General features: G+C 56.3%; 22 protein-coding genes. 12 read left to right on the forward strand and 10 right to left on the reverse strand.

Annotated features, from left to right (window positions below):
* Positions 1 to 84: 84 nt before the first annotated feature.
* Positions 85 to 969, reverse strand: a complete 885-nt coding sequence (locus ACWI0H_RS06055) for a LysR family transcriptional regulator (protein WP_101146505.1) — start codon at positions 967 to 969, stop codon at positions 85 to 87.
* 153 nt (positions 970 to 1,122) lie between these two features.
* Between ACWI0H_RS06055 and ACWI0H_RS06060 the strand changes: the two genes are divergently transcribed.
* The 6 genes from ACWI0H_RS06060 (at position 1,123) to ACWI0H_RS06085 (ending at position 8,656) form a co-directional block, all read left to right on the forward strand.
* Complete coding sequence (locus tag ACWI0H_RS06060) at positions 1,123 to 2,088, forward strand: TAXI family TRAP transporter solute-binding subunit (RefSeq protein WP_008957253.1); 966 nt, start codon at positions 1,123 to 1,125, stop codon at positions 2,086 to 2,088.
* Positions 2,089 to 2,109: 21 nt separating this feature from the next.
* On the forward strand, positions 2,110 to 4,020 hold the full coding sequence (locus tag ACWI0H_RS06065) for a TRAP transporter permease (protein ID WP_485875473.1): 1,911 nt from the start codon (positions 2,110 to 2,112) through the stop codon (positions 4,018 to 4,020).
* Positions 4,017 to 5,423, forward strand: a complete 1,407-nt coding sequence (locus ACWI0H_RS06070) for an acyclic terpene utilization AtuA family protein (RefSeq protein WP_485875474.1) — start codon at positions 4,017 to 4,019, stop codon at positions 5,421 to 5,423. The genes ACWI0H_RS06065 and ACWI0H_RS06070 overlap by 4 nt, the downstream gene beginning before the upstream one ends.
* On the forward strand, positions 5,410 to 5,763 hold the full coding sequence (locus ACWI0H_RS06075) for an AtuA-related protein (RefSeq protein WP_485875476.1): 354 nt from the start codon (positions 5,410 to 5,412) through the stop codon (positions 5,761 to 5,763). Before ACWI0H_RS06070 ends, ACWI0H_RS06075 begins: the two co-directional genes overlap by 14 nt.
* 137 nt (positions 5,764 to 5,900) lie before the next feature.
* Positions 5,901 to 7,124 carry a YbfB/YjiJ family MFS transporter gene (locus ACWI0H_RS06080; protein ID WP_176302733.1) on the forward strand — a complete coding sequence of 408 codons (1,224 nt, stop codon included), beginning with the start codon at positions 5,901 to 5,903 and terminating at the stop codon, positions 7,122 to 7,124.
* A gap of 68 nt (positions 7,125 to 7,192) precedes the next feature.
* Positions 7,193 to 8,656: a sodium-dependent transporter gene (locus ACWI0H_RS06085; RefSeq protein ID WP_485875478.1), complete on the forward strand. Its 1,464-nt coding sequence runs from the start codon at positions 7,193 to 7,195 to the stop codon at positions 8,654 to 8,656.
* Here ACWI0H_RS06085 and ACWI0H_RS06090 read toward each other — a convergent pair.
* Both ACWI0H_RS06090 and ACWI0H_RS06095 read right to left on the reverse strand, forming a co-directional pair.
* Entirely contained in the window at positions 8,618 to 9,967 is a 1,350-nt protein-coding gene (locus tag ACWI0H_RS06090) for a Y-family DNA polymerase (RefSeq protein ID WP_485876167.1), read from the reverse strand. The two genes, ACWI0H_RS06085 and ACWI0H_RS06090, sit on opposite strands and share 39 nt — an antisense overlap.
* Before the next feature lie 485 nt (positions 9,968 to 10,452).
* Positions 10,453 to 11,364 carry a LysR family transcriptional regulator gene (locus ACWI0H_RS06095; protein ID WP_034821484.1) on the reverse strand — a complete coding sequence of 304 codons (912 nt, stop codon included), beginning with the start codon at positions 11,362 to 11,364 and terminating at the stop codon, positions 10,453 to 10,455.
* Between the two features lie 118 nt (positions 11,365 to 11,482).
* On the opposite strand from ACWI0H_RS06095, the gene ACWI0H_RS06100 reads away from it, so the two are divergent.
* From ACWI0H_RS06100 to ACWI0H_RS06120, 5 genes are all read left to right on the forward strand, one after another.
* Positions 11,483 to 12,304, forward strand: a complete 822-nt coding sequence (locus ACWI0H_RS06100) for a DODA-type extradiol aromatic ring-opening family dioxygenase (RefSeq protein ID WP_007105035.1) — start codon at positions 11,483 to 11,485, stop codon at positions 12,302 to 12,304.
* Between the two features lie 42 nt (positions 12,305 to 12,346).
* Positions 12,347 to 13,144, forward strand: coding sequence for an SDR family NAD(P)-dependent oxidoreductase (locus ACWI0H_RS06105; protein ID WP_007105034.1), 798 nt, complete (start codon positions 12,347 to 12,349; stop codon positions 13,142 to 13,144).
* A 63-nt stretch (positions 13,145 to 13,207) separates the two neighbouring features.
* Entirely contained in the window at positions 13,208 to 14,158 is a 951-nt protein-coding gene (locus ACWI0H_RS06110; RefSeq protein WP_138801255.1) for an aldo/keto reductase, read from the forward strand.
* 18 nt (positions 14,159 to 14,176) lie between these two features.
* Positions 14,177 to 14,776 carry a cytochrome b gene (locus tag ACWI0H_RS06115; protein WP_013786621.1) on the forward strand — a complete coding sequence of 200 codons (600 nt, stop codon included), beginning with the start codon at positions 14,177 to 14,179 and terminating at the stop codon, positions 14,774 to 14,776.
* A 130-nt stretch (positions 14,777 to 14,906) separates the two neighbouring features.
* A complete protein-coding gene (locus ACWI0H_RS06120; protein WP_007105030.1) occupies positions 14,907 to 16,013 on the forward strand; it encodes an FUSC family protein in 1,107 nt (368 codons plus the stop codon).
* A gap of 401 nt (positions 16,014 to 16,414) precedes the next feature.
* Here the strand turns inward: ACWI0H_RS06120 and ACWI0H_RS06125 are convergent, their stop codons facing one another.
* Together ACWI0H_RS06125 and ACWI0H_RS06130 are read right to left on the reverse strand one after the other, a co-directional pair.
* Complete coding sequence (locus tag ACWI0H_RS06125) at positions 16,415 to 16,555, reverse strand: ATP-binding cassette domain-containing protein (protein ID WP_013786620.1); 141 nt, start codon at positions 16,553 to 16,555, stop codon at positions 16,415 to 16,417.
* A 256-nt stretch (positions 16,556 to 16,811) separates the two neighbouring features.
* Entirely contained in the window at positions 16,812 to 17,204 is a 393-nt protein-coding gene (locus ACWI0H_RS06130) for a hypothetical protein (RefSeq protein ID WP_013786619.1), read from the reverse strand.
* Between the two features lie 137 nt (positions 17,205 to 17,341).
* On the opposite strand from ACWI0H_RS06130, the gene ACWI0H_RS06135 reads away from it, so the two are divergent.
* Positions 17,342 to 18,504, forward strand: a protein-coding gene (locus ACWI0H_RS06135) for an IS3 family transposase (protein WP_485873509.1) whose coding sequence is annotated in 2 segments (ribosomal slippage) — positions 17,342 to 17,597 and positions 17,597 to 18,504 — 1,164 coding nt in all. Because the reading frame shifts where the segments join, the coding sequence is not laid out codon by codon here.
* A 114-nt stretch (positions 18,505 to 18,618) separates the two neighbouring features.
* Here the strand turns inward: ACWI0H_RS06135 and ACWI0H_RS06140 are convergent.
* From ACWI0H_RS06140 to ACWI0H_RS06160, 5 genes are all read right to left on the reverse strand, one after another.
* Entirely contained in the window at positions 18,619 to 18,762 is a 144-nt protein-coding gene (locus ACWI0H_RS06140) for a CppA family protein (protein ID WP_472956698.1), read from the reverse strand.
* Positions 18,763 to 18,929: 167 nt separating this feature from the next.
* On the reverse strand, positions 18,930 to 19,373 hold the full coding sequence (locus ACWI0H_RS06145; RefSeq protein WP_008957245.1) for a LexA family protein: 444 nt from the start codon (positions 19,371 to 19,373) through the stop codon (positions 18,930 to 18,932).
* A gap of 298 nt (positions 19,374 to 19,671) precedes the next feature.
* Positions 19,672 to 19,863, reverse strand: a complete 192-nt coding sequence (locus tag ACWI0H_RS06150; RefSeq protein ID WP_101145183.1) for a DUF2283 domain-containing protein — start codon at positions 19,861 to 19,863, stop codon at positions 19,672 to 19,674.
* The gene (locus ACWI0H_RS06155) at positions 19,860 to 20,120 is read right to left on the reverse strand and encodes a DUF4258 domain-containing protein (RefSeq protein WP_485875483.1); all 261 of its coding nucleotides are present in this window, start codon (positions 20,118 to 20,120) and stop codon (positions 19,860 to 19,862) included. The genes ACWI0H_RS06150 and ACWI0H_RS06155 overlap by 4 nt, the downstream gene beginning before the upstream one ends.
* A 57-nt stretch (positions 20,121 to 20,177) precedes the next feature.
* Complete coding sequence (locus ACWI0H_RS06160) at positions 20,178 to 20,333, reverse strand: hypothetical protein (RefSeq protein WP_485875485.1); 156 nt, start codon at positions 20,331 to 20,333, stop codon at positions 20,178 to 20,180.
* Positions 20,334 to 20,432 lie beyond the last annotated feature (99 nt).

The raw sequence follows: 20,432 nt of genomic DNA on the forward strand, positions 1-20,432 counted from the left end.
GGATGTTCATCGCCTCTAGTCTGCCAGATTCCCACCCCAGGTGTAGAGAAAGCCGTACCGAAAACGCTTATTCATGAAAAGACCTTATGCGTGATCACGAATCAGTTGGCACAGGGCGCTGGCGGCGGCGGAAGGGGGGTGGCGTCGGCTCAATATCATGCCCAGCTCGCGACGGATCGTCGGTTCGACCAGCGGGCGGTGTTCGATGCCATCGGTGGCAATCTGGCGAAAGCTGAGCGAGGGCAGCACGCTAATACCCAAACCCGCTGCCACCATGCGGCCAACCGTGGCGATCTGGCGCGCATCGCACAAAATATCCAGCCGCTCCCCCACGCTCTGCATGATGCGGTCAATATCCTGGCGTGAACTGGAAAGCCGATTGATACCAATAAACGGATAGGCAGCCAACTGGCTCCACGCCACGGCCGACTGCGCCAGCAGCGGGTGGCCACAAGGGCAAACCGCCACATAGCTATCTTCAAGCACGGGTTCAAAGGTGAGGTCGTCAGCGTCGCTCGGTGGCACGGAAAGCCCCAAGTCAGCGCGACCTTCACGCACCATTTGATTGATCTGCTCGGCCAGCACATCGTGCAGGCTTAAATTAATCCTCGGGTAGGCTTCATGAAAAAGCTTAATCACCCTGGGGAATAACCCAGCCGCCAGCGTCGGCAGCGCCGCCACAGTCACCTTGCCGCGCTGTTTGGAAAACTGGTCGTTAAGATCCTCAAAGGCTTCGTTCCAGTCATTCAATAGCCGCACGGCAACCGGTAGGAAAGCGTCGCCTTCCGGGGTCAAGGCAAGCTGACGTGATGTGCGGGCAAATAGCGCACCGCCGACGTTCTCTTCCAGCTTACGTAGCGCAATCGAAATCGCCGGTTGGGAAAGGTGTACGCGCTCGCTGGCCTCCGCAAGGCTGCGGGAGTGGGCAACGGCAACAAAAACGCGCAACTGCTGGATGCTTGGATTCATTTAGAAAGTAAAACATAAATTAAAAACTATTCAATATACAAAATGAAACCAGCCCACCATGCTTGGCTTATCGCGATTCGTGCGTCGCGGTCATGTTTTACAACAACCCGTTCTACAATAACAAAGGCTCGTACAGCGAGCTTCGGAGAGACAATGAAAACGCTACTTACCGCCATGGTGGCAAGCGCCGCGGTGCTGGCTGCTGCCACTTCCCATGCCGATGAGCGCCTGCTGATTGGTTCTACCTCGAGCTCCTCCAGCCACTACAGCTATTTTGTCGCGGTTAACCAGATCATCAACAACCAGGTCGAAGGTGTGAGTTCTTCTGTCGCTGAAACCGGCGCTACGGTTGATAACCTGCGTCGTTTGGGGCGCGATCAGATTGATATGGGGCTGGTGACCACCAATACCGGCTATCACGCCTACGCCGGAGAGGAAGATTTTGAAGGCCGCCCAGTGGATAACCGTCTGCTGTGGGTCTACACCGTGGCACCCCAAAACGCAGTGATGCGTCAGGATGCTAACGTCGCCACCTTCGCTGATTTGGATGGCGTGCGTTTTAACCCCGGTATCACCGGGTCAGCCACTGAGAAAACCACCGAAGCGGTGATGCGTACCCTCGGCATCGAGCCGGATTACGTGCGCGGCTCAACGACCGATATGGTCGACGCCATGAAGGATGGCCGGGTGATGGGCTCGGTGAAGTCAGGGGTCGGCGAGCGTCTGGATGGCTCCTCTATGGATATCGCGACATTTACCCCCATTAGCGTGCTGTCTCTCGATGACGCGCAGGCCGATACGCTGCGCAGCGAAATGCCCGACGTGGCGATTGTCGATGTGCCCGAAGGCGCTGCAGACGGTATCCCCGCTTATACCACCTGGGCGTTTGGGGTTGCCGTACATGCGCACCCGGATATGGATGAAGAGACCGCCTATCAAATCGTCAAAGCCGTGATGGAAAACCCCGAACCGCAGGTCAACGCCTTTGCCGCGATGAAAGATGCCGATATGGCGAAGATGACCCTGGAGGTTGGCACCGTGCCGCTGCATGCCGGTGCGGCGCGCTATTTCGAAGAGCAGGGGTACGACATCCCCGATGCCTTGCAGCCTGTCCAGTAAGGCCATTCGGAGAAGATGATCATGCGTGAGACAGTCACCAAAGGCTTGGCGCTGCTGCTGGGCGGTCTAATCCTTTATACCTCCGCCACTGGGCCGTTCGAGAGCTTGATTCAGCGGAGTATCTTTCTCGCGCTGGTCATCCTGCTGGGGCTTGCCGTCTATCCATTAGGGGAGGGCAAGCGCTGGCGCCCGCTGGGCATCGCTATCGATGTCATACTGGCAGTCGGTGTGGTATTCGCCTGCGGCTATGTGGCGCTTAACCACGAACAAATTCTGGTCGAACTCCCCTGGGCAACGCCCCGCGATATGCTGCTGACCGGCGTACTGCTGGTGGCGATTCTGGAGCTTTCGCGCCGCGCCATTGGGGCTATTTTCCCCCTGCTGGTGTTAGCGGGGTTAGCCTACGCGTGGTTCGGTGCCGCCATCCCCGGGCCGCTCGGCCATCGGGGTTTTGATCTCTACTACATGACCGAAACCATTTACCTGGGTGATCTTGGCGTGTGGGGCATGCTGGTCGGCGTTGCCGCCACGACCATTGCCGCTTTCGTGCTATTCGGCTGTTTGTTGCTGCACACTGGGGGCGGCAATACCTTCATGGATTTGGCGCTGCGTATTAGCGGCCGCTCGCCGGGCGGTGCGGCCAAAGTGGCCACGGTCGCGTCCGGGCTGTTTGGCATGGTCAGCGGTAGCGCGGTAGCCAATGTCGCCACCACCGGCAATTTCACCATTCCCATGATGAAGCGCTTGAACTACCCACGTCCGTTCGCGGCGGGGGTAGAAGCGGTCGCCTCCACTGGCGGTCAAATCGCACCGCCGATCCTGGGCGCGGCGGCCTTTATCATGGCGGAAATTCTTGGTGAAAGTTACCTGCGTATCGCCTTGGCGGCCTTGCTGCCCGCCATCCTTTTCTACCTGGGCGTATTTGTCACTATCCACTTGGTGGCCAAACGTCGTCAGCTACAGGTGGTGCCCGATGATGAGCTGCCCAGCTGGGCAGATGTGATACGCACTGAGCGGATTATTCCTATTCTGGCTGCGTTGGGTGGGCTGTTTTATGGGGTGCTTAGCGGCCGTTCGATTCAGATGTCCGCTTTTTACGGCATCCTGATGACCGTGCTGACCTTTGTGCCTTTTGCACTGCTGTCCAAAATGCCCCTGCGCGAGATTCTCGGCAAACTGGTGGCAGGCTTGGTCGATGCAGGCAAAGGCATGGTGATTATCGGCGTGCTGTTGGCCGGGGCGCAGATTCTGGTGGCGATGATTGGCATGACCGGCATCGGCGTAACGCTGGCCAGCTTGATTGTCACGGTCGGTGGCGAATCGCTCTTCCTAGTAGCCTTTATCGTTGGCGGTGTGTGTCTGATTCTGGGCATGGGCATACCCACTACCGCGGCCTATGTGTTGGTGGCATCGGTGCTGGCGCCAGCGCTCACCACCATCGGTGTCGAGCCGCTGATTGCCCACTTGTTCGTTTTCTACTTTGCGACACTCTCAGTCATTACGCCGCCTGTCTGCATTGCGGTATTCGTGGCCTCAGGCATTGCCGATACCAACTGGCTGCCTGCCGCCGTCGAATCGGTGCGTTTGGCAGCGGCGATCTATGTCATTCCTTTTCTGCTGCTGATCTACCCAGCGCTGGCGGGCTTTGGCTCTGCTCTGGATATCGTCTTGGCCAGTTGTCAGGGGGGCGTGTTCGTGATGGCCTTCGCCGCGCTGATGTCTCGGGTAGCCATGACGGGGAAGCGCGTGATTGATGTGGTGGCGCTGATCGCGGTGATTGGGCTTGCGCTGACGCCAGGCTGGCTGACCACGCTGGCAGCGCTCGCCCTGATCATTGGGCTATTTATACGCCGCCGCTCGCTGCTGGATGACGAGCCGGTAGCTGCCGCCAGCGACCACCACTCCCTTCAGGCCAAGGAGACACATTTATGAGTTTTTTACTGGGCAGCGGGGCAGGCTTTTCCGGTGACCGTACCGATGCGGCCGTGGCGGTGGTGGCAGAGTTGATCAAGCGACAGCAACCCTCTGCACTGGTATTCGAAACCCTGGGTGAGCGGACATTGGCGGCCGCCCACCGGGCGATGCGTGAAGACCCCGAAAGCGGGTTTGAACCGCTGTTAGACGAGCTGCTGGCGCCAGTGCTTCGCGATTGCCTGGATAACGGCATTAAAATTTTAGGCAACTTCGGTGCAGCGAACCCTGGCGGCGCGTGCCAGGTTATTGCGGAGCTGGCCGCACAGCTGGGCCGTGCCAATGTGCGCATTGCCCAGGTGCATGGCGATGATATCCGCCAGCAACTGCATGGCCTGGACTTGCAGCGTTGGGAGGCCGAACGGCTGGATATGCCGGACGATGACGCCTTGATTTCAGCCAATGTCTACCTGGGTGCCAAGGCACTGGCCGAAGCGTTAGCCATGCAGGCAGACGTGGTAGTCACCGGGCGTGTTGCCGATCCGGCGCTGTTTTTAGCCCCGCTGATGCACCACTTCGATTGGCGTTGGGACGACTGGGACCGCCTCGCTTGCGGCATGATGGCCGGTCACCTAGCCGAGTGTGGCGCCCAGGTAAGCGGCGGCTATTTTGCCGACCCAGGCTTTAAAGACGTGCCTGGCCTCGCCACGGTGGGCTACCCGATTATCGAAGTAGAGCAGGATGGCAGCCTGATCATCACCAAGCCCGCCAATACCGGCGGCTGCGTTACCGAGCAAACGGTGAAAGAGCAACTGCTCTATGAAGTCCACGACCCCGCCAATTACCTGACGCCGGATGTCGTCGTGGATCTCACCCATGCCGAAGTACGCCAGCTGGCGCCCAATCGCGTGGCGGTTACCGGCATTCGCGGCAAGCCCGCACCTGAACGGTTAAAGACGACCGTATGCTACGAGGGTGGCTGGCAGGGCGAGGCGGAAATTTCCTACGCCGGGCCCAACGCGCTGGCAAGGGCGCAATTGGCCGCCCAGGTGCTGCGCGAACGGCTGGTATTTCGCGCCCCGGCTGAGCTGCGAACGCGTTTGGACATCATCGGCCTGGCCAGCGTGTTCGATAGCGATAGCGGTGAGCTACAGCGTAGCGCCGCGCCTTCTACCAGCGGTGATTACCGGCTGCGGCTGGCGGCCGAGCACAGCGAGCGGCGCTGGGTGGCGCGTGCCACGCAAGAGCTTTTGGCGCTTTACTGTGCCGGGCCTGCCGGGGGAGGCGGGGTGCGACGTCAGTTTCAACGGCGGGTGTTTACCGCCTCGTACTTGGTAAAACGCAGCGACATTCATGCCCATGCCACGCTATTTGAGTCGCCGACCCAGGAAGCCCACAGGAGCGAACGCTATGCTGCAAGCTGAACCCACACAAACATCAATGCGTGCGCCCGCCTCGATCTCTCTCCACCAATTGGCGCACGCCCGTGCGGGGGATAAAGGCGAACGCCTCAACGTGGCACTGTTTGCCTATGAGGCGGATCACTACGCCACCTTGCTGGAACAGGTCACCGAAGAACGAGTGCTGGCGCTATTCGCCCATCGCGGCGCTAGCCGGGTGCGGCGCTACCCTCTACCTAATTTGGCAGGCATGAACTTCGTGATCGATGATGTGCTTCAAGGCGGCGTTAACGGGGCACTCAATCTGGATGGCCATGGCAAAACGCTGTCGTTTTTGTTGTTAAGCCTGGAGGTTCACCTCTAGCCATTTTTTAACCACGCACTCGACCTAGGTGGTCATGACGCGCTGCTCAAAACGCCCTACTATGCATGAACTTGCATGCGAGCTAATCAATATAGCGATAGCTAACATAATGAAAGTGGTGTTTAAGGAGCAGCCCGATGACCGCAGCAACGCTAGGTTCCCAGCGCTTTAGAGTGCTATTGGCGGGCGTGTTCAGCCAGATATTGTGTGTGGGTATCGCCCGTTTCGCTTATACGCCGCTGCTGCCGGTCATGCAGCAGCAAACCTGGATGGGCGACGCCGATGGCGGCTGGCTGGCGGCGCTCAACTACGCGGGCTATATGCTGGGGGCGGTGTTGGCCGCCACTATCCGCAGTCTCTATATCAAAGACCTCCTATTTCGTTGTGGGTTAATCCTGGCCGTGCTTACTACCGCGGGCATGGCACTCACCGAGCACTTCTGGGTATGGGCGGGGCTGCGTTTTCTGGCGGGTCTTTCCAGCAGTGGCTCAATGTTGCTAGCGTCCGGGTTGATTCTTCACTGGCTAATGCAACACCGCCAGCGCGGAGAGCTGGGCATCCACTTTGCTGGTTTGGGCATTGGTATGGTGGTGGTCTCGGTCGCGGTTGAAATGATGCTGCAGCTTTCGTTTAGCTGGCAGACCCAGTGGTGGGGCTTTAGCCTGCTGGGGGCCGCGTTGTTGGTACCTGCCTGGTACTGGCTGCCGCGCCCGGAAAAGCAAGGTGGCGCGGCGCACACGGCGAATAGCCAACCCGCGATGCCGCCCACGCGCACCTTTATGCGCTGGATGCTGGCTGCCTATTTTTGCGCCGGTTACGGCTATGTGATCAGCGCTACCTTTCTCGTCGCGATTGTCGAGCGTGAGCCGCTGCTGGCGGGAATGGGCAACTGGACCTTCGCCCTGGCCGGTTTAGCCGCGGCCCCGGCGGTGATGCTGTGGGATCTAGTCGCCCGCCGCGTCGGTTACCTGGGGGCGCTGATTATCGCCATGTGCATTCAGGTAGTGGGCATCGTACTGCCTGCGATTACCGCGAACGCAGCGGCGGTGCTGCTCAGCGCCGTGCTTTACGGCGGTACCTTCCTCGGCTGCGTCAGTCTGGTGCTAACCATGGCGGGGCGGCTTTATCCTTCAAGCCCAGCGCGGTTAATGGGGCAGATGACCCTGGCCTACGGCGTTGCCCAGATATGCGCCCCGGCCTTGACCGGCATGCTGGCCGAAGCCTCTGGTAATTACAGCCTAGGGCTTTGGTTGGCAGGCGGCTTCGTGGCCCTGGGCGCCGTGCTACTGGCCTGTTTGCGCCGGGTGGATCAAACCGCCCAGCGCCTGGATGCCGCCGCCAAGGCCGCCGTATACGCCTAGATGCTGTTGGGCATTGCCCGTGAAATCCTATAGGATGAGCGCCTTTTTCTGACAGGGTAACTGGGCAAATGACCTCTTCTGGGCAACCTCGCACCCAGTGGCTAGGCCGCTGGGGGTTTATGTTGGCAGCAACCGGCTCGGCGGTTGGGCTGGGCAATATCTGGAAATTCCCCTATATCACCGGGGAGTTCGGCGGCGGTGCCTTCGTGCTGGTGTACCTGGCCTGTATTTTTGCCGTGGGTGTGCCGGTCATGATGACCGAGATCGCCTTTGGGCGGCGCGGCCAGGGCAGCCCGGTGGATGCCATTCGCCGCGTGGTCAATGAATCAGACCGCTCGTCGGTGTGGTCGCTGATTGGCTGGATGGCCATGCTCTGCGGCTTTATGGTGCTGTCATTTTACGTCGTCGTGGCGGGCTGGTCGTTCTCGTATCTGTGGAAGATGCTGACCGGTGGCCTGTCCGGCAGCAGCGTTAACGATATGGCCGCTGTCTTTGGGGCCAACAACGCTAATCCGCTGAATCTCGGTTTCTGGAGTACCTTAGTGACGCTGCTCACCATGCTGATTGTGGGCAAGGGCGTACAGAAGGGGATCGAGAAGAGTGTCAGTTGGATGATGCCCGGCTTGGTCATCATGCTGGTGATCCTGATTGGCTTTGGCCTGTTTTCCGGTGGCTTTGGCGCGGCGGTTAACTTCCTGTTTTCGTTCAACGCGGGCAGCCTCTCCAGCGAAGGGCTGCTGGCAGCGCTGGGGCATGCCTTCTTTACCCTCTCACTGGCCTCCGGGGCGATTCTTACCTACGGTAGCTACCTGCCCAAGGGTGCTTCCATTGGCCGGACCACGGTCAGTGTGGCCGTGGCGGATACCGTAGTCGCGCTGATGGCGGGGCTGGCGATCTTTCCGGTAATCTTCGCCAACGGCATGGACCCCGGCGAAGGCCCTGGGCTTATTTTCATGAGCCTGCCCCTGGCCTTCCAGGCGATGCCGCTGGGCACGCTGTTTGGCATTTTGTTCTTCCTCATGCTCTCCATGGCCGCGTTGACCTCTGCCATTTCCATGGTGGAGGCTACGGTTTCCTGGCTGTGCGATAACAAAGGCATTTCGCGCCCGGCAGCTGCTTGGGGCACGGGTATTGTGCTGTGGTTGATAAGCACCCTGGCGATGCTGTCATTCAATCTGGGCGCGGATTGGACGCTGGCAGGCAAGACCTTTTTCGACTGGCTGGATTACCTGACCTCACGCTGGATGATGCCGCTGGGCGGCCTGGGCATGGTGCTGCTGGCGGGCTTTATATTGAAAAGCGACACCTTCCGCGATGAACTCGGGCTGCTGCCGCTGCCTTATGCACTATGGCTAGCCATGGTGCGCTACGTTAGCCCGCTCGGCATTGTGGTGATTTTTGTCGATGCGCTGGGTGTTTATCAGGTCTCTTTTGCAGCGCACTGGCCGTGGCTGCTGGCGATACTGGTGGTCATGGCGGCGCTTGGGGAAACCCTAAGCCCGCGGCTGCGTCACGCGCTTCGCGCTGGCTAGCGTTTGCTGCTTGCGCTGTTGCTCCTTCGCCTCGGCCGCTGCCACCGCGCCGGGGTGAGTGCCCACTTTCATCAGCTCATCCCAGCGCGTGGTAAAGCGGTTGGAACGGTGAGCACAGCGTAGCTGCCAGGCAGCTGGCGCGTCGGTCATGCCAAAGCTGATGGTGCCTTGCCCCATACGCTGATTAATCTGATCGACCGTGGCCATCAAAAACGGATGGCGATCACGGGCCGGGGGATGCAGCAGCGAAAGCTGATGCTCTTTAGCATCGACCAAGTCGAGCAGCATCACGCCCGCTTTCATAAATCGAAAGCGGGGGCGGTGAATCTGCTCCAGCCCCTGGCGTACGGCATCAAGAATCACACGCGTATCGTCGCTGGGCGAGGGGAGCGGGATCAGCGCTTGAGGAAAATATTGCGGCTGGTCGCGGCGGTGACGGTTGGTGTTCAGAAACACCATCACCGCTCGGGCCATGCTGCCCTGTTCGCGCAGTTTTTCAGCACTTCGCTGGGCGTGACGGCGCAACGCGTTGTGCACTTCGGCAAACACGCCGGTCGGTTGGCCGAACGAGCGCGAGGTCATAATGCGCTGGCGCGGCTGGTCCAACGCATTCATTTCCAGGCAAGAGGTGCCGCGCAGCTCAAGCGCCGTGCGGGCCAGTACTACTGAAAAGCGTTTGCGCAGCCATTTTTCATCGCTTTCGCGCAAATCCCAGGCGGTGTTGATATCGCCAATCGCCAAACGCTCGGCAAGCCGACGCCCAACGCCCCACACACTGCCCACCGGGGTGCGCTTTAGCAGCGCTTCCGTGGTGTGATCCTGCCCGCTTAATAAACAAACGCCTTCGTAGTGGGGGTCTTGCTTGGCAAGGTGATTAGCCAGTTTGGCAAGTGTATGGGTAGGGGCAAGCCCCACGCACACCGGCAATCCTAAATGACGACGAATACGCTGACGCAGCTTTCGTCCCAGTGCTTCACACTGCTCGGTGGTGAAACCTTCTAAATAGACGAACATTTCATCAATGGAGTAGGGGGCAATCTCTGGGCAGGCATCGCGCAGCAGTTGGGCCAGCCGTGCGGACATATCACCATAAAGCTCGTAGTTGGAAGATAGCAGGTGAATCTCGCCACGCTGGCGCAGCCCTTCGAGTTTAAAGGCGGGCGTACCCATGGGAATATCCAGCGCCTTCAACTCGGCGGAACGCGCGATCACACAACCGTCATTGTTGGACATCACCCCAACGGGTCTACCTTCCAGCTTAGGCTGAAATACCCGCTCGCAGCTGACATAAAAATTATAACTACGAATGATCCAATTATGGACATGACTTTAAACTGAGCATAACAGGGCTTTCACTATATGGCCTCGTGTCCATGGCGAACGTCGATATAAGGCCCTCTTCATACACTTTTTTGTCCATGCCATTGATGGATTGGTATTTCGTACCCCAAAAACGTAGCCCACTATTGCGGTCTAAAGGCACTGCCTGTTAGAACCATCAATTGACAGCTACGAGGAAAATAAAATGTCCGGGCCTAAACAAAAGGAAACACTCAATGGACTTATGGCCTCGATCCCATTTCGGTTCCGCAAATGAGATTTTCCTTGTTGACGACAATATTTGAACAACCATTGGTTTCGGGATCTTAAAAAAGCAGATGGAAAAGGAGAAGGTGGCCGCGATCCAGAAGCCGACATAAAGCTTTTGGCCTGGAGCGGGCTAACTTCGAACTAAGCCTGACTGTTGGAACAGTTTACAGGTGTAGAGAGGGGGCCTTGGTAAGAAAGGATAAAATTTACGACGGTCTACATGGCGAATTCTCAAAAACCTCAACCAAATAGTCGATCATCGCTCTTACTTTGAGGGGTAACCGACGATCCGGCGCGAACAGCACATGCAGGCCGCCGAGATCCAGTGGAGGGTGATCCAATTCGAAAGCAACCAGAGCGCCACTGGCCAATGCCTCGGACACGATAAAGTTGGGCTGATATATGATCCCTTGGCCCTTAACGGCGGCAGCAAGAAGTGCGTCGCCATTGTTGGACATGAGGTTGCCTGTTACGGGCACCTGGATCTTACCATCTTGGCCGAATGCCCAGGTGCCGCCGCGTTGCGCTGAGGAAAGGCTGTAGCTCAGGCAATTGTGGTTTGAGAGCTCGGCAACACGGTTAGGGGTTCCATGTTTTTTCAGATACTCAGGCGAGGCACAAAGTCGCATCGGGCAATTGCCGAGACGGCGGGCCCTGAGGTCGCTGTCAGCGAGGTGTCCGATGCGGACAATCAGGTCCCAGCTCTCTTTCAGCAGATCCTGTTGAGTGTCGCTCAGGCCAAGATCCACCTCCACCAGTGGGTAACGATGGGTGAATTCCGGTATTAACGGTGCAATGAAGCGTGTGCCAAAGGATAGCGGTGCATTCAGACGTAATCGACCCATGGCCTGATGCTGCTGGGAAGATACTTCGGACTCCGCTTCTTCAAGATCCTGAAGAATGCGCTGACAGGCCTGCAGGTATTCCCGTCCGGCATCTGTCAGTGATAACTGTCGAGTGGTGCGATGAAGCAGTTTCGTGCCGAGCCTGGTTTCCAGTGAATCCACATGTTTTGTGGCCATTGCCGGCGACATGTTCAGCTCCCGGCCGGCGGCAGACAGACTACCTCTGGACGCTGCCTGAACGAATACCTGCATGCTTGTGTATCGGTCCAGCATTTTATTTCCTACCTTTAGTTAAAACAGTTCCTTTTTTAAGTCCGTTCTCCTTTCCTGAGTATCAGTATAACCTGTTCATTGTGATATCTGAACTATTCAAACCTATGGAGGTATGTCGATGTCCACGCAGCCAAGAGTGCCTACCAGACAACCGGTATTTTTTATTCCCCACGGCGCTGGCCCTTGTTTCTTTATGGACTGGAGTCCCCGCAATACGTGGGACGGTATGGCCGACTTTCTTCGAAGCGTCATCGGGCGTTTGCCAGAAAAGCCGACGGCCATCCTCCTGGTATCCGCCCACTGGCGCACTCAAGAGTTTAGTGTGACCGCCGGCAGCCAGCCCGATCTCATTTATGACTATTTCGGTTTTCCGGACCACACCTATAAATTGACTTATCCGGCTCCAGGAGCGCCGGCATTGGCGCATCGCGTGAGTCGTCTACTGGTTGGGGCACAACAGAACACCCTGGAGGATTCCGGGCGTGGGTTTGATCACGGTATGTTTATTCCGCTCAAGGTGATGTTCCCCGAGGCAGACATTCCTGTGGTTCAGCTGTCGTTACGGCAGGACCTGGACCCCGAAGCACACCTGCAGGCAGGCAGAGCTCTGGCGCCACTGCGTGACGAAGGTGTGCTGATTCTCGGCAGTGGCATGAGCTTCCACAACATGCGTGGCTACGGCGACAAGCGGTTTACACCGCTCTCCGAGGCGTTCGATGACTGGCTGACGGACACTGTCGAAGGTGACTCCGGAATTCGTTATCAGCGATTGAGGAAATGGGTTCAGGCACCCCACGCCCTCGATTGTCATCCGCATGGAGACGAGGAACACCTGATTCCATTGCTCGTGGCAGCGGGTGCAGCGGGCGAGGAGCCCGGCAAGAAGGTTTATTCCGAACGGGTGATGGAAACCCAGTTATCGGCGTTTCAATTTGGTTGAGTGGGTGACGTCCCCTCAAAAATCAATGGCAAGAGGAATTAAATGATGAAAATTGAACTCACGGGCAAACAGTCGTTGGTCACCGGCTCTACCGCGGGCATCGGTTTGGCCATTGCCCAGGGGCTGGCCGAGGCCGGTGCCTCGGTAACTATAGTGGGTCGTGACCAGGCCAAAGTGGATAAGGCGCTGGCCGAGATAGCCAATGCCAGCGGTCGGGACGATGCAAAAGGCATTATCGCGGACCCGGGTACCGCGGAAGGTTGCCGGACCATCATCGAACAGCTGCCCGAGGTGGATGTTCTGGTCAACAACCTGGGTATTTATGGCGGCGTTCCATTCTTCGATATCGACGATGCTGCCTGGGAAGAGATTTTCCAGGTCAACGTGATGAGCGGTGTTCGACTTGCCCGGCATTACGCAACTGGCATGAAGGCTCGGGGCTGGGGGCGTATCCAGTTCATCTCTAGTGAATCGGCGTTGAATATTCCATCGGAGATGGTGCACTACGGGGTGAGCAAGGCGGCGCTTCAAGGTGTATCCCGGGGTCTCGCCAAGGTTCTTGCCGGAACCGGTGTGACCGTGAACAGCATCCTTCCCGGTCCGACCCGTACTGAAGGAGCCAAAGCCATGATGGCTGACCTGGCGGCTGAGCGGGGAGTCTCCCCGGAAGCAATGGAAACCCTGTTCCTGGACGAAAACCGGCCTTCCACGCTGCTCCGACGTTTTGCCGAACCGGAAGAGGTCGCCAGCCTCTGTGTCTACGCTGCGTCTCCCCAGGCCAGTGCCACCACAGGCGCCGCCCTGCGTGTTGAAGGTGGCATTGTGGAAAGCATTGCCTGAAATCGCCGGCCGGGACCACCCGGCCGACTCACCCACTGACAGTTGTTTTTTGAGGGAGGCATCATGAGTCTTCAGAAGAAACCCCTTGGGAAGTCCGGTTTGGAGATAGCCCCACTGGTATTTGGCGGAAACGTGTTTGGCTGGACAGCCGATGATAACCGCTCTTTTCAGCTACTCGATCGGTTTGTGGAGCAGGGCTTCAACGCCATTGACACGGCCGACGTATATTCTGCGTGGGCACCGGGCCTTGAAGGTGGCGAGTCGGAGGCAGTTATCGGACGATGGCTGAAAAAGCGGGGACGTCGTGATGACGTCATTCTCATGAGCAAAGTCGGTATGCTGGAGCGTCGTAAAGGGCTATCTGCAGCCAACATCGAAGCTGCAATTGAGGATTCCCTGTCACGTCTGGGCACCGATTACCTCGATGTATACTTCGCCCACATTGATGATCAGGAAGTCCCCTTGGAGGAAACATTGGGCGCGTTTGACCGGCTGATCAAGGCCGGTAAGGTGCGGGCCATCGGCGCCTCCAATTATTCGTCCGATCGATTGGAACAGGCGCTGGCCGTGTCTCGTGATCATGGGTTCGCGCGCTATGAGCTGATCCAGCCCCTCTACAACCTGCATGACCGGGCCGATTTCGAGTCGTCGCTGGCGAAAGTCGCCAGCGAGCACAATCTTGGCGTGGTGAGCTACTTTTCTCTGGCCAGTGGATTCCTGACTGGCAAATACGCTCAGCTTTCAGACCTGGAAGGCAACCCTCGGGCTGACTTTCTCAACGGTTATTTCAGCGATCGTGGTCAGCGCATTCTGGATACCCTGATGGCCGTTTCGCAGGAGGCTTCAGCAAAACCATCCCAAGTGGCACTGGCCTGGCTGCTCCACCAGCCAGAACTGACCGCACCGATTGTCAGTGCAACATCGCTGTCTCAACTGGATGAGATATTGGCTTCGGTGAAATTGTCACTACCGGAAGAGATGCTTTCCAGGCTGGACGCCGCCAGTAGGCAGTGATATGAAGATGAGGCTGGAATGAGTGTGCATTCTGGCTTCATCCTCTTTGGTAACACCTTCAATGGTAATGAAACCCGCAATACGGAGAACCCAATCATGATCCACGATTCTCGTGAGCGGTATGGCGCTCTCACCAAACTGCTGCACTGGTCGATGGCCCTACTGGTGTTCTGGCAACTGCTCAAGTTTGGTGATCGAATCTTCGACGGAGAACACTGGGTCGGACAAACGCTGGTGCCCTGGCATGTCTCTATAGGTTCGCTGATGTTGCTGCTGATTCTGGTACGCTTGGCCTGGGCCGCTGGCCAGCGTCATCAGCGCCCGCAGCAAGATCCGGCGCAGGCTCTGCTGGTCAAGGCCGGTCATGGGGCGTTGTATCTTGGCCTGTTGCTGATGCCGATAACCGGGGTAATGGTCATGCTGGGTGGTGGCCACGGGATTACGGCTTTCGGTATCGAGCTTTTTGCTGAAGGCGAGGAAATTGCCTGGGCCCAAGCCCTGGGACAGCTCCATTCGCCAATCGCATGGATTTTGACCGTTTTGATTGTTGGTCATATTGGTATGGCACTGATTCATCACTTCGTGAAAAGAGACGATACGCTTAAACGTATGGTGTGATGAGGCAATCTCCAAAACCAAAAATTCTCGTTATTTCGCGACTTGATTGCGGAAACTCCGAATAGATCAATGAGGCAAACGGTTATTAGGCTAACTATATCTTAAGCTATCCAATTTTGTCGGAGGTCAAGTGCATCAGCGCTTATCCAGAGTAAAAAGTCGATCAGCTGCAATCCGGTTTCTGCTATCGCGGGCACAGTTCAAAGAGTGCTTTGCCGTAGTTAATCAGCCTGGCTTCAGGAACTCGGCACTGGCCGGACTACAGGTGGCTATCGCGGCGCTGGTTGTGCTTCCGCTGATCGAGCTATCCGACTTTTCGCACCTGATTGGATTTGCTTCGCTGGGTACATTGGTGGCTTTGTTTGGCCGTTTTGCGGCCCCGGAACGCCGGGGCTTTACGGTTTTCCTTTGTTTGCTCTGCCAAACCGCAACCGTTTTTGTGATGTCCCTGGTGGCCTGGCTGGAGTTGCCCATGGTTGGTCAGCTGGCCATTCTGGCGCTGTTGTGCGGTACGCTGTTTTACATCGTCACCGTTGGTGATTTCGGTCCGCCAGGTGCATTGATCTTCATATTCGCCGCCAGCGTTTCAATGGGCCAAGTGGATACCTTTGCCTCTGTCCTCGAACGTACGACTGCGACCGCAGTGGCCGCTGCTCTTGCCTGGCTAGTGGTGATGATCACCGACGTGTTCCGCCACGATACACCGGCGGCACAGGATTGGTTCAAAAGCCGGCCCGCCAGTCACAAGTTGATCGCCGTCGCGCGCATGGTGTTGGGCTCTGCCGTGGCGGCTTATGTTGCTTATGCGTTTGGCGGTCAGCACGCCGGTTGGGCGGCCATGGGCGCTGTCGCCGTGTTACAGGGTAGCCATTTGCATATCAGTATGAGCCGAGCCCTACAGCGCACCATAGGCAACGTACTCGGCGCTCTCCTTGTGGCTTTGGTGCTGCTAAGCCAGCCCTCTGTGTGGACCATTATTGGGCTGGTGGCGTTACTGTCGTTCGCTACCGAGACCATCATCGGATCGAATTATGGACTGGGCCAGGTTCTGGTTACGCCCATGGCTCTGTTTATGAGCTATCTGGCGGCACCAGACCTTGCTGGCATGGCGATGGTGCAGGAGCGGGTAGTAGATACCCTCATAGGGACCGCTGTCGGGATCTGTTTTGCGATTCTGTTTTCGACCCTGGACGACCGAGCTCATTTGCTAACTCATCACATAAATCGCGGAAGGTAAGTTGCAGTCACGGGCTGTTGGTTCTCGAACGCCTATCAAAACCTTGGTCTGTCCCAGATGCAAGAGAGCCAGTTTATGGGTAGTTCATAGGCCCTGAGTATCACTGAGAATGAATCGGACGCGGCGTTTTGGATTAGAGACCGCAATACGAGTGTGGGTTTAAGAATACGAGCGGGAGTGCCAGTTACTGGATCGGGAAAGAGATCACGGCGGCTTCAGTTGACCGATTCAATAAGCTCCCTTGTCACCACATCTTGGGGCTGATCTCAGCATAAATACAACCTTCCCTCATCACTACAATGTGGTTGGCACAGCGACAGGCGTTGGCGAGATCGTCGATAGCTATGGCAATGGTTTTGCCCCCGGCGACTCAGTTCCCGGATAAGATCGAACCCCTCGACCTAGCGGCCAAGATCCAGGGCTAAGGTCGGTTCATCGGGAAGGACCAATTGCGTTTCCTCGACAACGGTCATGGTAATCCAGACCCTTTGCTTCGGGCCTCCGGATAGCGCGTCCAAAGGGCGCTCTATCGGTTCTGACATGTTCACAACCCCGACTGAATCCGAGAATTACCCCTTTAAGCACGACATGCCCCTCAGCCTCAATGGACTTACCCCGATGCGTGTGACACACCGTAGCCTCAAATTGAACCCCTCGGACTCGGCCCTGAATGTTCGCTTTGCGACCCGAGCGGCCAAATTGTGGTAGCATCATTTGGGTAGCAAATCGGAAAAGCGTAACCTGCTATGCGTCATTGAATATCATGAGCTTACCGGAATATTACGTGTAACCGGAGGGCTAAAAGCGTGACACCCTCCCGGCCTTCAACCGCTCAATCTCATCCAGAAGCTCTTCGATAGTCGAATTCTGCGCCGCCACAATAGAACTCAGGCGATCAATCTGCTTGCGATAGTCTGCGATCTTCTGCTTATCGGTTCTTGCCCTGTTGTCTGTAGTACGCTTGCTGCTCCTCTTTTGCTCCGACTTAGAAGTTATGTAGGCTTGAACCTCAAGTATCAGCAAAGGGTACCTGTCCTTTTTCAAAGCTGAGGGATCTCGTCCCGCTTCTCTCGCAACGTTGTTTTGGGTAACAGCTGCCCCCAAAGGAAGGCGGATTGTCTTACCTTTTTTCAGCCGATCAAATGCATCCCTGAACTCTTGCTCTGCCGATTTCTTAACCGTTGACGACACTGAGATACACCTCTATCGCATAGATTTCTTTTTTCAAAGCGTTGAAACGTGGACTCTCGGAGGTCAGCGATGTAGTGGTTCAATAAAACCGGACACCAACGTAGGTGGTAATATTGCCACCATAAGCGAGGTGTCTGATGACCAAGAAACGACGTACTTTTTCGCCTGAATTTAAGCAAGAAGCTGCCAGCCTAGTACTAGACCAAGGGTACAGCTATCCCCAAGCTTGTACCTCGTTGGGTGTCGGTGAAAGCGCCCTCCGGCGCTGGGTTCACCAGCTTGCGGACGAGCGTCAGGGAGTAACGCCTAAGGGCAAAGCGTTAACCCCAGAACAGCAGCGTATTCAGGAGCTTGAGGCTCGCTGCAAACGCCTTGAGATGGAAAAAACCATCCTAAAAAAGGCTACTGCTCTCTTGATGTCGGACGACATGAATCGTACGCGCTGATAGACCAGTTGAGTGAGCAAATGCCTGTTGAAATGGTCTGTAACGCGTTTGATATTAGCCGCTCCAGTTACTACGAGTACCGGCAGCGGCGGCACCGCGTGGATGTTGAGCGTCTGGCCTTAAAAGCTCAGGTAAACCGCCTTTTCAAAAAGAGTCGCAGCTCAGCTGGCAGCCGCTCGATCAAAGGTTTGCTCAGCGAAGAAGGCGTCACCATTGGTCGTTTCAAGGTTCGGCGTTTGATGAGCGAAATGGGGTTGATCTGTAAGCAGCCGGGCCCTCATGCTTACAAGCAGGCGACCGTTGAGCGACCTGATATTGCGAACCATCTTGACCGCAAATTTACACCAGACCTGCCCGATCAGGTCTGGTGTGGTGACATCACTTATATCTGGAGTGGCCAGCGTTGGAACTATCTGGCCGTTGTGTTGGATCTTTATGCTCGTCGTGTCGTTGGCTGGGCCATGTCGTCCAGCCCGGATGCAGATCTTGTTGTGAAAGCGCTGGATCACGCCTGGGAACAACGTGGTCAGCCAAAGAGCGTCATGTTCCATTCCGATCAGGGTAGTCAGTATGCAAGCCGCAAGTTCCGCCAAAGACTTTGGCGCTATCGAATTAAACAAAGCATGAGCCGACGTGGCAACTGCTGGGACAACTCGCCGATGGAAAGACTGTTCCGGAGCCTGAAATCGGAGTGGATACCGGCTTTGGGATATCGAAATCTACCTGAGGCCAAGAAAGACGTTAGTGGCTATCTGATGGGTTACTACAACCAGCAGCGCCCTCACTCGTTTAACGATGGCATGCCTCCCGTTGTCGCTGAGGAAAATCTTAAATTACTGTCCGGGATTAGTTGACCACTACACCCCGAATAGATCGAAGACCTAATCGCACCTCTCTATCGGCTCTGAGGTTTGCCTTAAGGTTGGGGAGATCACAGGGCTTTGGGAGCTGAACCCCAAGAACTCGGGCTACTTTAAGGGATAGGGTTTCCTGTTACCTGGCAGATCTTTGATAGCTTTTATAAGCCGTGACTCACCGAATCGCTGTAAAAGGTACAGCCACTCTCTTTGCCCTCTTTCATTGGTAATCAGAGCGGAAATTCTTCCTACCAGGGGCGGGCCTGAGGGCCCTCTGGCCGTGAGCGGCTAGCCCACTTCCTTGTCTATTTCTGGAAAGAAACTTAGGGTAGGCTCATTCCAATGTCAATAGTTACCACAGTATTTTGTATTCGTCATATGCTAGCATTCGTATGTAAAGTTATTGGCGTCGACCAGGCCAATCATCGCACGTACTCATGGATGACGGCGCGCACTACGCCCCATAGCTGACAGTCGCTGCCCTCAAGAGGCAAGGGCGGGTAGTGGGGATGGGTGGAGCAGAGGTGGGGCGTTCCCTGGTAAAGCGCGTAGCGTTTGATCAACGCTTCGCCCTCCAGCATAGCGACCAGAATGTGGCCCAAGCGAGGCTCGATACCGCGGTCGACGATAAGCAGGTCACCCTCAAAAATTCCCCACCCCTCCATGCTGTTACCGGTAGCGGTGACATAAAACGTCTGGGTAGGGTTTTTAACCAGCCGGGTATTGAGATCCAGCGTGCACGGCTCGTAATCCTGCGCAGGCGAAGGAAACCCGCTAAAGCCAGCGCGGCCCAAAAAGGTTAAATACGGCAGCGGCTGGGCGCTTAACGGCAAGGCGGGGGTAAAATGAGAAGACTGGCCCGGCATTGTCGGCATCCTGACTCTTAAAGTGTATGTATGAATATACAGTATTTTTCAGAGTGAAGGAAAATGCAAATAGGCGGGCAGTGCTGAGATTGCTTAACTGAGTTCGCAATGACAAAGAGGGGGCATTCGGAATGACACCGCTCCATGTCATTGCGAGGAGTGCAACGAGGCGGCAATCTCAGCCAGCGGTGGCAGGAAGCCTGAGGTGCTTCGCTGCTTTCTCAAGGGATTAAGAAAGCGAGCAATCATAATGCCAGAAGGGCGTTGGAAGAAGTGAAAGATGCCAACGACTGGAGAGCTAGGCAGCGTGGCTCTTCAGCAAAGGCCAAGCTCCTTGCTTTGACGCGTCAAGGATAACAATTTCAGCAATTGAGCCGTCTTCGGCATAACTGATATGCGTATGCCAGTCTTGAGAAACCTCTTTGGTAATAGGCTTCTCCGATAGATGGAGCACTAAAATATCATCGGCCTCATCATAGGTCGTTCTCATGACATTTCCTCCCATTCAAAATGGTGCATCACCGTCTTTACAATTAGCTGATCTTCCAATACCACTGCAGCACAAATAAGGTTGTCGGTGCGCTGCACGAACGCTTTAGCTATCCATAGTCTAGTTTCATCTTTAAAACGTGTCTTGCCTGTTTCCAGCAGTTCGCTGAGCTGCGCTTCGTTTAAGCCCCGCTGCTGCATACGCTCTCTTGCGTGGCGAGTAATATGCACTTCACGATTAAAGCGTTTGGAATACATGGTAGCCGCTCGTTAGGTTAAGCATCATTACGATAATCGCTCTACCTCCCCATGTCATTACGAGTAGTGCAGCGACGTGGCAATCTCAAGCAGCGGTGGCAGACTAACCCGAGATCGCCGCGCTTCGCTCGCAATGACAAAGAAGAGGCTATTCGGAATGACACCGAAAGCGTTATTGCCCAATCGGTCAGCCTTTGCTGGCTCGCACAACATGAAGCACGCTCATGCACGACCTGACGCGGATGCGATGAAAGTAGTGTCAGGCTGCGTTATGATACCGGCCTCGCTTCTTCCATGATGATCCTTTCTCGT

Source organism: Halomonas sp. NYA30 (assembly GCF_976980765.1).

Coding starts and splice junctions, on each gene's coding strand:
- ACWI0H_RS06070 (WP_485875474.1), top strand. CDS start 4,017: ATGAGTTTTTTACTGGGCAGCGGGGCAGGCTTTTCCGGTGACCGTACC.
- ACWI0H_RS06125 (WP_013786620.1), bottom strand. CDS start 16,555: ATGTCAGAACCGATAGAGCGCCCTTTGGACGCGCTATCCGGAGGCCCG.
- ACWI0H_RS06080 (WP_176302733.1), top strand. CDS start 5,901: ATGACCGCAGCAACGCTAGGTTCCCAGCGCTTTAGAGTGCTATTGGCG.
- ACWI0H_RS06160 (WP_485875485.1), bottom strand. CDS start 20,333: ATGTTGTGCGAGCCAGCAAAGGCTGACCGATTGGGCAATAACGCTTTC.
- ACWI0H_RS06100 (WP_007105035.1), top strand. CDS start 11,483: ATGTCCACGCAGCCAAGAGTGCCTACCAGACAACCGGTATTTTTTATT.
- ACWI0H_RS06150 (WP_101145183.1), bottom strand. CDS start 19,863: ATGAGAACGACCTATGATGAGGCCGATGATATTTTAGTGCTCCATCTA.
- ACWI0H_RS06065 (WP_485875473.1), top strand. CDS start 2,110: ATGCGTGAGACAGTCACCAAAGGCTTGGCGCTGCTGCTGGGCGGTCTA.
- ACWI0H_RS06105 (WP_007105034.1), top strand. CDS start 12,347: ATGATGAAAATTGAACTCACGGGCAAACAGTCGTTGGTCACCGGCTCT.
- ACWI0H_RS06060 (WP_008957253.1), top strand. CDS start 1,123: ATGAAAACGCTACTTACCGCCATGGTGGCAAGCGCCGCGGTGCTGGCT.
- ACWI0H_RS06055 (WP_101146505.1), bottom strand. CDS start 969: ATGAATCCAAGCATCCAGCAGTTGCGCGTTTTTGTTGCCGTTGCCCAC.
- ACWI0H_RS06075 (WP_485875476.1), top strand. CDS start 5,410: ATGCTGCAAGCTGAACCCACACAAACATCAATGCGTGCGCCCGCCTCG.
- ACWI0H_RS06110 (WP_138801255.1), top strand. CDS start 13,208: ATGAGTCTTCAGAAGAAACCCCTTGGGAAGTCCGGTTTGGAGATAGCC.
- ACWI0H_RS06085 (WP_485875478.1), top strand. CDS start 7,193: ATGACCTCTTCTGGGCAACCTCGCACCCAGTGGCTAGGCCGCTGGGGG.
- ACWI0H_RS06095 (WP_034821484.1), bottom strand. CDS start 11,364: ATGCTGGACCGATACACAAGCATGCAGGTATTCGTTCAGGCAGCGTCC.
- ACWI0H_RS06115 (WP_013786621.1), top strand. CDS start 14,177: ATGAGTGTGCATTCTGGCTTCATCCTCTTTGGTAACACCTTCAATGGT.
- ACWI0H_RS06145 (WP_008957245.1), bottom strand. CDS start 19,373: ATGCCGGGCCAGTCTTCTCATTTTACCCCCGCCTTGCCGTTAAGCGCC.
- ACWI0H_RS06155 (WP_485875483.1), bottom strand. CDS start 20,120: ATGTATTCCAAACGCTTTAATCGTGAAGTGCATATTACTCGCCACGCA.